Below are 13,497 nucleotides of genomic sequence, written 5' to 3' on the forward strand. Positions count from 1 at the left end.
AAAACAAAACCGGCCGCGGGAGACCGCGGCCGGTTCGTATTGGTTGAGATCGCTGCTTTCGATCAGGTCGCCTTGATGTCGACGTCCTTGGTCTCGGGCAGGAACAGGAAGCCGATGACCACGGTGATCGAGGCGAAGATGATCGGGTACCAGAGGCCGGCATAGATGTCGCCGGTCGAGGCCACGATGGCGAAGGCGGTCGCCGGCAGCAGGCCGCCGAACCAGCCGTTACCGATGTGGTAGGGCAGCGACATCGAGGTGTAGCGGATGCGGGTCGGGAACAGTTCGACCAGCATCGCCGCGATCGGGCCGTACACCATGGTGACGTAGACCACGAGCACGAACAGCAGGCCGATGATCGCCGCCACCTGCGGACGGAAGATGTCGAACGGATGGGTCATCTTCACGATGCCGGTGTCGCCGGCCTTCGGATAGCCGGCCGCCTGCACCGCGGCGAGGACCGCCGGGTTGCCGTCCTTGGCGTTGGCGTAGGGCACTTCCTTGCCGTTGACCATCACCTTTACGCCCGAGCCGGCTGCGCTGGGCGTGGTCGAGTACTTGACCGACGACTGCGACAGGTAGGCGCGTGCGGTGTCGCAAGGCGCGGTGAAGACGCGGGTGCCGACCGGGTTGAACAGGTCACCGCAGCCCTTGGGATCGGCCACCACCTCGACCTTGACCGTCTCGATGGCCTTTTCCAGCGCCGGGTTGGCGTTGGTGGTGATCATCTTGAAGATCGGGAAGAAGGTCAGTGCCGCGATCAGGCAGCCGCCGAGGATGATTGGCTTGCGGCCGATACGATCGGACAGCATGCCGAACACGATGAAGAAGCCGGTGCCGAGCAGCAGCGACCAGGCGATCAGCAGGTTGGCGGTGTAACCGTCGACCTTCAGGATCGATTGCAGGAAGAACAGCGCGTAGAACTGGCCGGTGTACCAGACCACGCCCTGGCCCATCACGCCGCCGAGCAGCGCGAGCAGCACGAGCTTGCCGTTCTGCCAGTTGCCGAAGGCTTCCGTCAGCGGGGCCTTCGAGCTCTTTCCCTCTTCCTTCATCTTCTGGAAGATCGGGGATTCGTTGAGGCGAAGCCGGATCCAGACCGAGATGCCGAGCAGCAGCACCGAGACCAGGAACGGAATGCGCCAGCCCCACGCCGCGAAGTCGGTCTCGCCGATCGCCGAACGGGTGAACAGGATCACGATCAGCGACAGGAACAGGCCGAGCGTCGCCGTGGTCTGGATGAAGGAGGTGTAGTAGCCGCGCTTGCCGTTCGGCGCGTGCTCCGCGACATAGGTCGCCGCACCGCCATATTCGCCGCCGAGCGCCAGGCCCTGGGCGAGGCGCAGCGCGATCAGGATGATCGGGGCTGCGATGCCGATCGTGGCTGCATTGGGAAGCAGGCCGACGATGAAGGTCGACAGACCCATGATCAGGATGGTGACGAGGAAGGTGTATTTGCGGCCGACGATGTCGCCGATGCGGCCGAACACGATGGCGCCGAAGGGACGGACCAAGAAGCCGGCTGCGAACGCCAGCAACGCGAAGATGTTGCGGGTGTTTTCGGGATATGCGCTGAAGAACTGCGCGCCGATGATGCCGGCCAGCGAGCCGTAGAGGTAAAAATCGTACCACTCGAAGACGGTACCGAGCGAGGAGGCGAGAATGACGAACCGTTCGTCCTTCGTCATCCCTCCCGCGCGTGTTTGAGACACAGCCATTGTCGACATGTTTGAATCGCTCCCCGAAATGCGTTTCCTCGCGCCCCGGATGTCCGGCCACGCCGGATCAACCCAGGTCTTGGCTGCCAAAGTAACATCGGCGTGAAACGCGCCCCAATACGACTTTCGGCCTTGCGCACTGACGCACAGCTGACGTCCGGTATCATGCGCCCGCACGCAGCCACGGAGGCCTCGGGATTAACCCCTTTGCGGCAAAGGGATAATGTGCACTTGCATGCCACGGCCGCTCAGGGAAGAATTGAGATATCCGGGATCGGTCCGCCGGCCTGCGAACGACAGCAAGAGAACGATGAACGCTCCCACGACCCATCTCGTCATCGCCGATGACCATCCCCTGTTCCGCGACGCGCTGCGACAGGCGGTGGCGGGCGTGCTGACCTCCGCCAAAATCGACGAAGCCGGATCGTTCGAGGATCTGACCAAGCTTCTGGAACAGACCTCGGATGTCGACCTGATCCTGCTCGACCTCTCGATGCCCGGGATCTCAGGCTTTTCCGGCCTGATCTATCTGCGCGCGCAATATCCCGCGATCCCGGTCGTGATCGTCTCGGCGTCGGACGACAGCGCGACAATCCGCCGCTCGCTCGATTTCGGCGCGTCCGGCTTCATTCCGAAGCGTTTCGGCGTCGAGACGCTGCGCGATGCCATCCTCAAGGTGATGGAAGGCGACGTCTGGGTTCCCGCCGACACCGACCTGTCGGCAGCCGCCGACCCCGACATGACGCGCCTGCGCGATCGCCTGGTGACGCTGACGCCGCAGCAGGTCCGGGTCCTGATGATGCTGTCGGAGGGGCTCCTCAACAAGCAGATCGCCTACGAGCTCGGCGTCTCCGAGGCCACCATCAAGGCGCACGTCTCGGCGATTCTGCAAAAGCTCGGCGTCGAGAGCCGCACCCAGGCCGTGATCGCCGCCGCCAAGATCGCCGGCGGCCAGTGGAAGCAGGGCACGCCGACGGGGTGAGGCTCTTCCGTCGCCGGCAAATCCGTCATCCTGAGGTGCTCGCCTCTTCGGCGAGCCTCGAAGGATGAACGGCCCGGCTGATACCTCGGCCGTCCATCCTTCGAGGCTCCCGTCGCAATGCTCTCGCATCGTGCCATTCGCACCTCAGGATGACGGGGCATAGCGAGCTTGTTGCTTACAATGTCCGCAGCAATGCGTTGGCGATCCTGATATCCGTCGTCTCCGAGCCCTCGCCAAAATCTTCGAGCGCCGATTGAAGCGACTGCCTGGCTTCGTCACGCCGGCCGCGTTCGGCGATGACACTGGCGAGGTCGATTGCGGCCCGCAGCTCCCAGGCCTTGGCGCCTTTGCGGCGGCTCAGATCCAGCGACTGCATGAAGTGGGCTTCCGCCTGCTCGACGTCAGGCTCCGGCAACGACAGCAGGACTCTGCCCTTCATCCGCAGCAGCTCGGGCATGTAGAGGTGATCGCCGCTGCGATCCACGAGGCGGATCGCGTCGTCGATCAGTTCCGCGCTCTGCCTGATCTGCCCGAGCGCCAGCAGGCCCTGGACCAGCGCGATGTTGAACGTCGTGGTGAGCAACTCGTAGCCGGCCTCGTGGAGCTCGCGCAGGCAGGTCCTGATCGTCTCGACGCCACCGGCGGCATCGCCGCGCCGGATCGCCAGCTCGCCTTTGACGCCGCGGCCGACGGCGAGATAGGGGCCCATCGAGCGCGAACTGGCATGCGCGATGAAGCGGTCGATGTTCTCCTCCGCGCCGTCGAGGTCCCCGCCCCAGAGATCGATCGAGACCGCCCAGATCAAGGCGATGCAGAGTGTGATCGGGTGATCCATCTGCCCGGCCTCGGTGACCGTCTGCCGCGCCAGCTGCAGCGCATCCGCGGGCCGACCCTGCAACCAGAGTTCCCGGGCCAGCGTGATGCCGGCCCGATTGCGATGATCGAAGCCGTAGACCGTGCTGATTCGCTCCGTGCCCGGTCCCTGCCAGGCGACGTCCAGCATCTTCAATGCGTCGCGATGTTCGCCTGCCAGATGCAGCGAGACGCCGAGGAGGGAATGGGCGAGGGCGATCGAGGCCGGGTCGCCGAGCGACCTCGCCACCGCGAGGCTCTGCTGCGCATAGCCGAGCGCGGCATCGAACTCGCCCATCCGCTCGTGGAAGATATGCATGCGGCCGAGCAGCTGGAGCTGGTTGACCTCGTCGCCGCGCGCCTCGGCGATCGCAAGGCTCCGGCTCAAGGCGCTGCGCGCCGCTTCGCTGCCGCCACGGGTGAACATCAAGGTCAGTCCGAGAGCGGCCTGGATGTGCATTTCCTCGGCGCTGCCGCGTGAGGAAGGGGCGATCGCCAGCAGCGCCCGTTCCGACCAGCGCCGGCATTCGATCAACAGGGACATCGCCAGGAAGATCGGCGCCGCCGCGGCGGCGAGCGCGATGCCGACGCCGAGATCACCGTCCGCGCCGAAGCACCATTCCAGCGCGGCGCGCACATTGTGAAGCGCGGAGAAGTGAACAGCCCGTTCGTCCGCGTTCGGCACCGCGACCCATGACATGCCGGCCTGCTCCAGCCATCGCCGGTAGTAAGTCGCGTGGCGGCCGGCGAGCGCTGCGTCGTCGGGTTCGATCTCGCGCAGATAGGCGCGCGTCGTGTCGAGCAGGCGGTAACGCATCATCGCGCCGATCGGCCGCGGCGCGACCATCGATTTGGCAACGAGGCTGTCGACGGCGTCGAACAGATGCGCCTGGTCCACGCGCGCGTCCGGCACGACCTCGAGCGCTGCGTCGAGGGTGAAATGGCCGGCGAAGACGGCAAGCCTGCGCAGCACGAGGCGTTCGCGATCCGACAGCAGTCCGTAGCTCCAGTCGAGCGTGGCCTGCAACGTCTTCTGTCGGGGCGGGGCGGTGCGCTGGCCCTGCCAGAGCAGGTTGAGGCGCTCGTCGAGCAGTGCGGCGGTTTGCGACAAGCCGTAGGCTTCGACCCGGCCGGCGGCGAGCTCGATCGCCAAGGCCATGCCGTCGAGCTTGCGGCAGATGCTTGCGATGACCGCAGCGCTCCCATCATCGAGCGCGATCTGTGCGCCGCTGGCCGTCGCCCGTTCGAGGAACAATTGCAGCGCCGGATAGGTCTGTGCCGCGGCGGCCGTCAGCGCGGAGCCGTCGGGCGGAACCGCGAGCGGGGCCAGGCGATAGACCTGCTCTCCCTCGACGCGCAGCGCTTCGCGGCTCGTTGCGAGGAGATGGACCTGTGGTGCGGCGTGGAAGATCTCCGCCGCCAGCGGCGCGGCGGCCGCGATGACGTGCTCGCAATTATCGAGGATCAGCAGCATCCGCTTGTCGCGCAGATGCGCCAGCAGCGCGGGCAGGGGATCGTCGGTCTCGGCCGGCAGACCGAGCATCAGCAGGATCGACGTGATCACGAGATCAGGATCGCTGAGCGCGGCGAGATCAACGAAATGCGCGGCGTCGGCAAATGTTTCGAGCAGATCGTGGGCGATGGCCACGGCGACCGCGGTCTTGCCGACGCCGCCGGGGCCGGCAATCGTGACGAAGCGCGAGCTGACGAGCTTGCCGGAGACGGCGGCGATCGCATCGTCGCGCCCGACCATGCGCTGCAAGCGGTTGGGCAATTTCACCGGCGGCAATTCCGGTCGCGGTGCGTGGGGCTGCACCGGTGCAACATCCGCGCGCGCAATCGGCGCCACGAAGCAATAGCCGCGGCCGGAGAGCGTCGTGATGTAGCGGGCGCCATCCTTGCCGTCGCCGAGCGCCTTGCGAAGCGCCGCGACGTGAAAGCGCAGGCTGGCCTCTTCGACCGTGAGGCCGGGCCACACCAGCGCCATCAAATCCCATTTGCTGACGACCTCGTTCGGCCGAGACATCAGCGCCATCAGCGTGTCGAACGCCTTCGCGCCGAGCGGCAACGCCACGCCGTCGCGCGTCACGAGTCTTTCATGCGGTGTCACGGAGAATGGCCCAAACGACAATGTTCCTGTCGCGATGCCGGCCGGATCAGTCATGTCGAAATCTGGTTCCTTCGACAGACCCGATAGCCAGATGATCGCGATCCTGCAAGGCCGTCCCTGCATCGGCATCAGACCGCAGATGCAGGCCTTGTGAGCCGCGTAAGGCAAGGCCTCACAACTTCTCACAAGTCCAAACGGGCGTGCTGCCGCAGCCGCTGCTAGTCAGTGCCGTGACGACGAGGAGATATCTTCATGACGCAGGCGGCAAAGACACTCTATACGGCGAGGACCCACACCAGCGGCGGACGCGGCGACGGCATCTCGCGCAGCTCCGACGGCCGCCTGGACGTCAAGCTGTCGCCGCCGGGCGGCGCGGGCAGCGGCACCAATCCCGAGCAATTGTTCGCCGCCGGCTGGTCGGCGTGTTTCGAAGGCGCGATGGAGATCGCGGCGCGCAAGCGCAAGATCGAGCTTCCCAGGAAGTGCGCAATCGATGCCGAGATCGATCTCGTGCTCGACGACGGCGCCTATTCGCTGCGGGCGCGCCTCAGTGTGAGTCTTCCGGGCCTCGACGGCGAGACCGCGCGCGGCATCATCGATGATGCACATCAGACCTGTCCCTATTCCAAGGCCGTTCGCGGCAACATCGACGTCACGGTCGCGCTGATCTGACGCACCATCACCAACCAACGAAAGGCAGTCCCACCATGAAGCAGATCATCGATCAGCATCGTCGCAATTTCTTCGGCGTCGCCGCCGGATCCGTCGCGGTCGGTCTCGGCGTGATCGACCTCGCGCGTGCCGAAACGGACGCGCCGCGGTCGCAGGCATCGACCGCGTCCTTCGGTCCGATCAAGCAGATCGATGCCGGCGTTCTCAATGTCGGCTATGCCGAGGCAGGTCCGTCGAACGGTCCCGTCGCGATCCTGCTGCACGGCTGGCCCTACGACATTCACGCCTTCGTCGACGTCGCGCCCATCCTGGCGAAGGCCGGCTATCGCGTGATCATCCCTCATCTGCGTGGCTACGGCACGACGCATTTCCTCTCTGGCGAGACGCCGCGCAACGGCGAGCCCGCCGCGATGGCCGCCGACATCATCGCGCTGATGGACAAGCTCGACATCAAGAAGGCCGTCGTCGCCGGCTTCGACTGGGGCGCACGCACCGCCGACATCATTGCCGCGCTGTGGCCGGAGCGCTGCCGCGCGCTGGTGTCGGTCAGCGGCTATCTGATCTCGAGCCAGGCCGCCGGCAATGCGCCGCTGCCGCCGTCGGCCGAGCTGCAATGGTGGTATCAGTTCTATTTCGCCACCGAGCGCGGCCGCGCCGGATACGAGAAGTACACGCATGATTTCGCCAAACTGATCTGGAAGCTCGCTTCGCCGCAGTGGAAGTTCGACGACGCCACCTTCGCCCGCAGCGCGGCGGCGCTCGACAACAAGGATCATGTCGCGATCACGATCCACAATTACCGCTGGCGGCTCGGGCTCGCCCAGGGCGAGGCGAAATACGAGCCTCTCGAAAAGAAGCTGGCGGCGACACCTGTCATCGAGGTGCCGACGATCACGATGGAAGGCGACGCCAATGGCGCGCCGCATCCCGAGCCCAGCGCCTATGCCAAGAAATTCGCGGGCCGCTACGAGTTTCGCCTGATCACCGGCGGCATCGGCCACAATCTGCCGCAGGAAGCGCCGCAGGCCTTTGCCAAGGCCGTCATCGACGCCGACGGGGCCTGATCATTCCTGCGATGCCTCGGTCCGGCGCGGCTGGACCGAGGCTGTGCTGCCATCCCAACCTGAAGAAATCTCATGTCGTCCATCGAACCGCAAAAGCAGAAGCGCTCCTATGTCACGGCCATCACGCTGGCCGTGCTGCTTCTGGTCGTTCTCCTGACTTGCGTGCCCTATCTGGTCTCGATCGCGCTTGCCGAGGGACCGGCGCAGGTCGACACCGCCGCTGCCTCGCCGATCTTCGGCGTCACGATTCCGCCCGGTTACAGGCAGTGGGAACTGATCGCGCCGGCGGAAGAAGCCGCGCCGCTCGACGAGCTTCGCGCCGTCGTCGGCAACCAGACCGCCATCGATGCGTATCAGGCCGGCAAGCTGCCGTTTCCGGACGGTACCATCCTGGTCAAGCGCGCCTGGAAGCGACAGCGCTCGCCCGAGTTTGCGTCCGCGACCATCCCCGGTACTGCCACCACGGTCCAGGTCATGGTCAAGGATTCCAGGAAATATGCCGCAACCGGCGGCTGGGGCTTTGGCCGCTTCATTGGCGGCAAGCCGGTCGACGAGGCCCAGCACCGCACGTGCTGGGGCTGTCACGAAGCCCGCGCGAAGAGCCGCGATTACGTCTTCACACGGCTTGCGCCCTGAAGCGGATGTCGGCCGGCGCTCATGCGGCGCGCTGTTGCCGGCTTTGCGCCGAACCGGAAGCTGCCCGGGTTCGCGAATGAACCATTTGAATTGTGAACCCGACCAAGGTCGGAAGAGTGTCCGGGGAGTAGCGATCGGCTATCCCTGCCGCTCCGATCCACGTGCGGAAATTGCGGGCCGATGCGGTTGAAAAAGACGCTCCTCGTGCTGCTTCTCCTTTTCGCGATTCCCGCGGACGCCTGCTGCGCGCAGACACCGCCGCCGCTCGACGAACATGCGCTGGAGCGCGTGCCGCCGACGATCACGAAGAGATTGGCGACCCGCTTTTCGCTGGGCGCCTTCGCCGGCCGCTTCGAGCAGACGCCGCTCGGCGCGGTCCGCAAAACCGTGGGCGAAGGGACCATCCAGCACCGGGGCGACGCTGGAGATAGCATCTATTGGCTGTGTTACAGGCGCGCGCAGCATCGCTTATGGGTCGTGTCCAGCGGGGAGATGGGTGGTCCCGACCACCGCGTCACGGAGATCGTTGCAGAGCTCACCGAGAAGGACACGGAGGCTTCGACCGGTTGCACCGTCATCCCGGACAAGTTCGCGCCCCTCGTCTTCGACGGCAAGCTGCATTTGGGGATGTCGCGTTCGGAGGTCGTCACGGCGCTGGGACCGCCGTCGAAGTCGGACGCTGCCGGGATGGTGTATTCTCACGACGGCAAGCTCGCAAACGGCTTCGACGAGACCGCATGGCTCATTCTCCGGTTTCGTGAGGACAAGCTCGTCTCCATGCGCGGCGGCAAGACCACGACGAATTGAAGCGGCTCACCCCAAGGGCTTGCGTCTTCGTCGGGCAAAGCAGCAACGGCTGGGTCAATCGGCCCGTCGGTAAATATTCTTCTTTACAGAAATTCGGAATTATCGTAGGTGTCGTCCATCCTGATCCGGCAAAAAGGGGCGGTCGTACGTCGTCACGAGCCGCGGATCGGGCTGCGGTGGACGCATTGGCGCCGTCGCGGATGTGAGCCGCAGGGCGGGGGGATGGATTGAGCCGATCCCCGTGAGCGTCTCGCAAGCCGCGTTGTACGAGCGGCGCCGTGTGCGTACGGCAAAACCGTGTCGTCCTGGCCGTCGTTGCTACGGTCAAGCCTTGCGGAGGCGGCATGGCGCCAACCGGCGCCTTGTCGGCGAATTCCGTGAGGTGAGGGAGGCCAGAAGGAAAGTTCGGCTCCCGGGAGAGCACGGCATAAGCCGTCCGACCATCGCGCAGGGAAGGCCGAGTGATCGGCACCACCTGTATGCTGCTGTGCGGTTCTTCCTGCGTGTGCATTTCGCGCAGCGGACCGCGGGTGCCAGCCGGCGCCCGGTCTTCCCTGCGCCCTTTTCTTTGGAAGGGCGTGACGAGAAGCGCAAAACTCGGGCGAAACGCGCCGCGGGAAGGCGAAAGTGTGTCAATCGGTCAACAGCGGTCTCTCGTGCCCCGGACGCAGCGCAGCGCCTCTTCGGCGATGCGCTGCAGAGCCGGGGCCCATGCATCAGCAATCCGTGTAGCCCCCTGGGTCCCGGCTCTGCGCCGCAGCGTTTCACGCCGCGTCGCGTCCGGGACACGAAAGGAACCGTTGCTGCTACCCAGCACTCCGTCATTGCGAGCGCAGCGAAGCAATCCAGACTGTCTCCGCGGGTGCATTTCTGGATTGCTTCGCTGCGCTCGCAATGACAGGGTGGGGCCGGTGCGTCTCTCTGTCACCGCGCCCAGCGCAATACCGCCCGTCCTACTCCGCCGCCACCATCTGCTGCGTGCGCCACTGGCCGAGCAAGGCGCGGAGCGAGGCCGGCTTGACCGGTTTGTTGAGCACCGCGACCTTCTCGTCGCGTGCAGCGACCTGCACCGCGGGGCTGCGGTCGGCCGTGATCAGGATCGCGGGGATCGCATCGCCGAAGCGGCGGCGGATCTCGCGGATCGCGGCAATGCCGTTGCCACGGTCGAGATGATAGTCGACCAGGAGGCCGGTGACGCGGCGGCCGGCGGCCTCGATCGCGGCGATCGCGCCTTCGGGATCGGCGACCGCGATCACCTCGGCATCCCACGCCTTCAGCAGCGTCCGCATGCCGTCGAGGATCGCGGCGTCATTCTCGATGCAGACGATCAGCGCGCCCGAGATCGGCGTGCGCGCCAGCGGCGTCGCGCTGGTCACCGCGGCGGTGTGGGTGATCGCCTTCGCCGTCGGCACCGTCACCGAGAACACCGAACCGCCGCTTCTGTTGCCGTCGATGGCGATGCCGTGCTTGAGCACGCGCGCGAGGCGTTCGACGATCGACAGGCCGAGGCCGAGGCCGCGCGCGATCCGCGCGCCCTGTTCGAGCCGGTGAAACTCCTTGAAGATCTCGCCGCGCTTGACCTGGGGAATGCCGACGCCGGTGTCGTAGACGCAGATCCTGAGCGAGGGGCCCTGGCGGCGGCAGCCGACCAGCACGCGGCCGCGCGGGGTGTATTTGATCGCGTTCGAGATCAAATTCTGCAGCAGGCGCCGCAGCAGCAACCGGTCCGATTCGACCGGCAGCGAGCAGGGCACGAAGGCGAGCTCGAGGCCCTTGGCGCGCGCGATCGGCGCGAACTCGATCTCCAGCGAGCGCATCAGGTCGGCCATCTTGAAGCTCGAGATCGAGGTCGTCATCGCGCCGGCGTCCAGCCGGGAGATGTCGAGCAGCGCGCCGAGGATCTCCTCGATCGCCTGCAGCGATTCGTCGATGTTCTCGACCAGCCGCGTTTCCTCGCCGCTATGCTGGCGCTCGACCAGGCTCGTGACATAGAGCCGCGCCGCGTTCAGCGGCTGGAGAATGTCGTGGCTGGCGGCGGCGAGGAAGCGCGTCTTGGAGATGCTGGCGTCCTCCGCCGCGCTCTTGGCCAGTGCCAGCTCGGAGTTCAGCCGCGTCAGTTCCTCGGTGCGGTCGCGCACGCGCTTTTCCAGCGTCGCATTGGCGCGCTCCAGCGCTTCGGCGGCTTCGAACGTGGGGGTGACGTCGGTGAAGGTGATGACGAAGCCGCCGCCGGGCATGCGGTTGGTGAGCACCTCGATCACCATGTGGCGTTCCGGCAGGCGCTCGAGATAGGGCTCGCTGTCGGTCGTGTAGGCAATGAGCCGCTGCTCGATCATCGCCTCGCGATCGGCCTGATGCTCCGGATCGCTCACGCCCATGAATTCCAGGATCTCGCGCAGGGGCGTGCCGAACTGGACGATGTGCGGAGGCACGTTGAGGAGATCGCCGAACTGCCGGTTGGAGCAGATCAGCTGCAGGTCGGCATCGAACACGGCGATGCCCTGGCGCACGTGGTTGAGCGCGGTCTGGAGGATCTCGCGGTTGAAATGCAGGGCCGCGTGCGAATCGTCGAGCAGCTTCAGTGCCGCCTTCGCCGACACCGTCCGCTTGCGCAGCAGCAGCGACATCACGAGGCGGGACGACGCAGCGCCAATCGAGGAGGCGATCAGGTGCTCGGCGTGCTGCAGCAGCTCGAAATCGGCAGGTGCGCCGGGCTCCAGCCGCAGATTGCGCCGCGCGGAGAAGGCCTCGAAGGAATGCCGCGCGCGGTCGGGGCCGAGATATTGCGCCACAGTGGTCTGGATGTCCTGCACGGTGACGGTGGTGCGCCAGCGGCGGAAGCTCGGGGAGATCGGCGCGAGCGTGTTGGGCACGAACAAATCCGCCTGCAGCAGCTCGATCGACGAGGGCCTGCGCGCCAGCGACAGCAGCACATAGGTCAGGATGTTGAGCGACAGCGACCAGATCACGCCGTGCATCAGCGGCGGCAGATCGGCGCCGAACAGCGCCTGCGGCCGCAGCGCCTCGATGCCGAACGGGCCGTGCTGGAGCCACAGGATGCCGGCCGTGGAGGAATCCATGAAGCTCGGCATGAACAGCGTGTAGAGCCACACCGCGAAGCCGACCAGCATGCCGCCGATCGCGCCGCGCGCGGTGGCGCGCCGCCACAGCAGCCCGCCGAAGAAGCTCGGTGCCAGCTGGGCGATGGCGGCAAAGGAGAGCAGGCCGATCGCCGCGAGCTGGGTGTTGCCGAGCGCGCGGTAGTAGAAATAGGCCATCACCATGATGGCGAAGATCGCGAGCCGCCGCGAGCGCAGCAGGAAGTCGCTGAAATCGGCTCCGCCGGTGCGGCCTTCCGGCCGCCGCTGCAGCACCAGGGGCACGATCAGGTCGTTCGAAACCATGATCGAGAGCGCGACGCATTCGACGATTACCATCGCAGTCGCCGCCGACAGGCCGCCGACGAACACGGCGACGCTGAGCAGGTCCGCGCCGCCCTCCATCGGCAGGGCCAGCACGTACATGTCGGGATCGGCCGCGCCGAACGGGAAGCTGACGAGGCCGGCGAGCGCGATCGGGATCACGAACAGGTTGATGGCGACGAGGTAGAGCGGGAACAGCCAGCGTGCGCGGCCGACCTCGGCATCGGACGAATTCTCGACGACACTGACGTGGAACTGGCGCGGCAGCAGCATGATCGCGCATAGCGACAGCAGCGTCATGGTGAGGAAGTTGCCGATCGACGGCGAATAGTTGATGGCGCGCACCGCCTCCGGCGTCTTCATCGCGCGCTCGATCAGTTCGTGCGGAGAGAACATCACGAAGGTGACGAAGATGCCGGCGGTGAGGAAGGCGACCAGCTTGATGATGGATTCGGTCGCCACCGCCAGCATCAGGCCGTGCTGGTGCTCGGTCGCGTCGGTCTGCCGCGTGCCGAACAGCACGGCGAAGGCCGCCATCGCCAGCGTCACCATCAGCGCGACGTCGCCGATGATCGGGATGTGGGAGAAGGCCTGGTCTTCGCTCAGGATCGTCGCGAGCGAGGAGGCGACCGCCTTGAGCTGCAGCGCGATATAGGGCACGGAGCCGATGATCGCGATTCCGGCGACGGTGGCCGCCACGGCCTGGCTCTTGCCGTAGCGGGCGCCGATGAAGTCGGCGATCGAGGTGATGTTGTGGGCTTTGGCGAGCTGGATCACGCGGCGCAGGATGCCGGCCCCGAGCCCGATCATCAGGATCGGGCCGACATAGATCGCGAGGAAGTCGGTCGAGGTGCGCGTCGCAAAGCCCACCGAACCGAAGAAGGTCCAGGAGGTGCAGTAGATCGCCAGCGACAGCGGATAGATCAGCCCGGAGGCGCGGCCGCGCCCGGCCGGCGAGCGGCGGTCGCCGTGGCTCGCCACCAGGAACAGGAAGCCGATATAGCCGAAGGCGGCGGCGATCACGCCCCAGTCGTGCAGCATGTTGAAGCGCGCTTCCTCCAGGGCGCCGGCGGCGCCCAAGCTCATTTTCCCTGCAAACCTAGCGCGTTGGGCGGGGCGAGGCGACAGCGAAATGGCGAGGGGGGGCGGGAACCGGGGTTGTCGTTAAGCTGTGGACGAGCTGCCTGCTCTCACCCTCCCCTGGAGGGGCAGGGTCGATCGCGCGAAGCGCGAG

Annotated in this window: 8 protein-coding genes; 5 read left to right on the forward strand and 3 right to left on the reverse strand. The window is 66.1% G+C overall.

Annotated elements, in window-relative coordinates:
* Nucleotides 1–62 precede the first annotated feature (62 nt).
* Nucleotides 63–1,688, reverse strand: coding sequence for an MFS transporter (locus Q0743_RS01215; RefSeq protein ID WP_298239773.1), 1,626 nt, complete (start codon nucleotides 1,686–1,688; stop codon nucleotides 63–65).
* Nucleotides 1,689–2,028: 340 nt separating this feature from the next.
* Between Q0743_RS01215 and Q0743_RS01220 the strand changes: the two genes are divergently transcribed.
* Nucleotides 2,029–2,700 carry a response regulator transcription factor gene (locus Q0743_RS01220; RefSeq protein WP_298239774.1) on the forward strand — a complete coding sequence of 224 codons (672 nt, stop codon included), beginning with the start codon at nucleotides 2,029–2,031 and terminating at the stop codon, nucleotides 2,698–2,700.
* Between the two features lie 175 nt (nucleotides 2,701–2,875).
* Here Q0743_RS01220 and Q0743_RS01225 read toward each other — a convergent pair whose 3' ends face one another.
* Nucleotides 2,876–5,716: a tetratricopeptide repeat protein gene (locus Q0743_RS01225; RefSeq protein WP_298239775.1), complete on the reverse strand. Its 2,841-nt coding sequence runs from the start codon at nucleotides 5,714–5,716 to the stop codon at nucleotides 2,876–2,878.
* Nucleotides 5,717–5,914: 198 nt separating this feature from the next.
* On the opposite strand from Q0743_RS01225, the gene Q0743_RS01230 reads away from it, so the two are divergent.
* From Q0743_RS01230 to Q0743_RS01245, 4 genes are all read left to right on the forward strand, one after another.
* Nucleotides 5,915–6,334, forward strand: a complete 420-nt coding sequence (locus Q0743_RS01230) for an organic hydroperoxide resistance protein (protein WP_298239776.1) — start codon at nucleotides 5,915–5,917, stop codon at nucleotides 6,332–6,334.
* A 35-nt stretch (nucleotides 6,335–6,369) separates the two neighbouring features.
* Nucleotides 6,370–7,398 carry an alpha/beta hydrolase gene (locus tag Q0743_RS01235; protein ID WP_298239777.1) on the forward strand — a complete coding sequence of 343 codons (1,029 nt, stop codon included), beginning with the start codon at nucleotides 6,370–6,372 and terminating at the stop codon, nucleotides 7,396–7,398.
* A 72-nt stretch (nucleotides 7,399–7,470) separates the two neighbouring features.
* Nucleotides 7,471–8,034, forward strand: a complete 564-nt coding sequence (locus Q0743_RS01240) for a cytochrome P460 family protein (RefSeq protein WP_298239778.1) — start codon at nucleotides 7,471–7,473, stop codon at nucleotides 8,032–8,034.
* Nucleotides 8,035–8,214: 180 nt separating this feature from the next.
* Nucleotides 8,215–8,841, forward strand: coding sequence for a hypothetical protein (locus tag Q0743_RS01245; protein WP_298239779.1), 627 nt, complete (start codon nucleotides 8,215–8,217; stop codon nucleotides 8,839–8,841).
* A 953-nt stretch (nucleotides 8,842–9,794) separates the two neighbouring features.
* Here the strand turns inward: Q0743_RS01245 and Q0743_RS01250 are convergent.
* Nucleotides 9,795–13,304 carry a hybrid sensor histidine kinase/response regulator gene (locus Q0743_RS01250; RefSeq protein ID WP_298239781.1) on the reverse strand — a complete coding sequence of 1,170 codons (3,510 nt, stop codon included), beginning with the start codon at nucleotides 13,302–13,304 and terminating at the stop codon, nucleotides 9,795–9,797.
* Between the last annotated feature and the right edge of the window lie 193 nt (nucleotides 13,305–13,497).

Origin of the sequence: uncultured Bradyrhizobium sp. (genome assembly GCF_936943645.1) — a bacterium.
GTDB lineage: Bacteria > Pseudomonadota > Alphaproteobacteria > Rhizobiales > Xanthobacteraceae > Bradyrhizobium.

Coding starts and splice junctions, on each gene's coding strand:
- Q0743_RS01215 (WP_298239773.1), bottom strand. CDS start 1,688: ATGACGAAGGACGAACGGTTCGTCATTCTCGCCTCCTCGCTCGGTACC.
- Q0743_RS01220 (WP_298239774.1), top strand. CDS start 2,029: ATGAACGCTCCCACGACCCATCTCGTCATCGCCGATGACCATCCCCTG.
- Q0743_RS01225 (WP_298239775.1), bottom strand. CDS start 5,716: ATGACTGATCCGGCCGGCATCGCGACAGGAACATTGTCGTTTGGGCCA.
- Q0743_RS01230 (WP_298239776.1), top strand. CDS start 5,915: ATGACGCAGGCGGCAAAGACACTCTATACGGCGAGGACCCACACCAGC.
- Q0743_RS01235 (WP_298239777.1), top strand. CDS start 6,370: ATGAAGCAGATCATCGATCAGCATCGTCGCAATTTCTTCGGCGTCGCC.
- Q0743_RS01240 (WP_298239778.1), top strand. CDS start 7,471: ATGTCGTCCATCGAACCGCAAAAGCAGAAGCGCTCCTATGTCACGGCC.
- Q0743_RS01245 (WP_298239779.1), top strand. CDS start 8,215: ATGCGGTTGAAAAAGACGCTCCTCGTGCTGCTTCTCCTTTTCGCGATT.
- Q0743_RS01250 (WP_298239781.1), bottom strand. CDS start 13,304: ATGCTGCACGACTGGGGCGTGATCGCCGCCGCCTTCGGCTATATCGGC.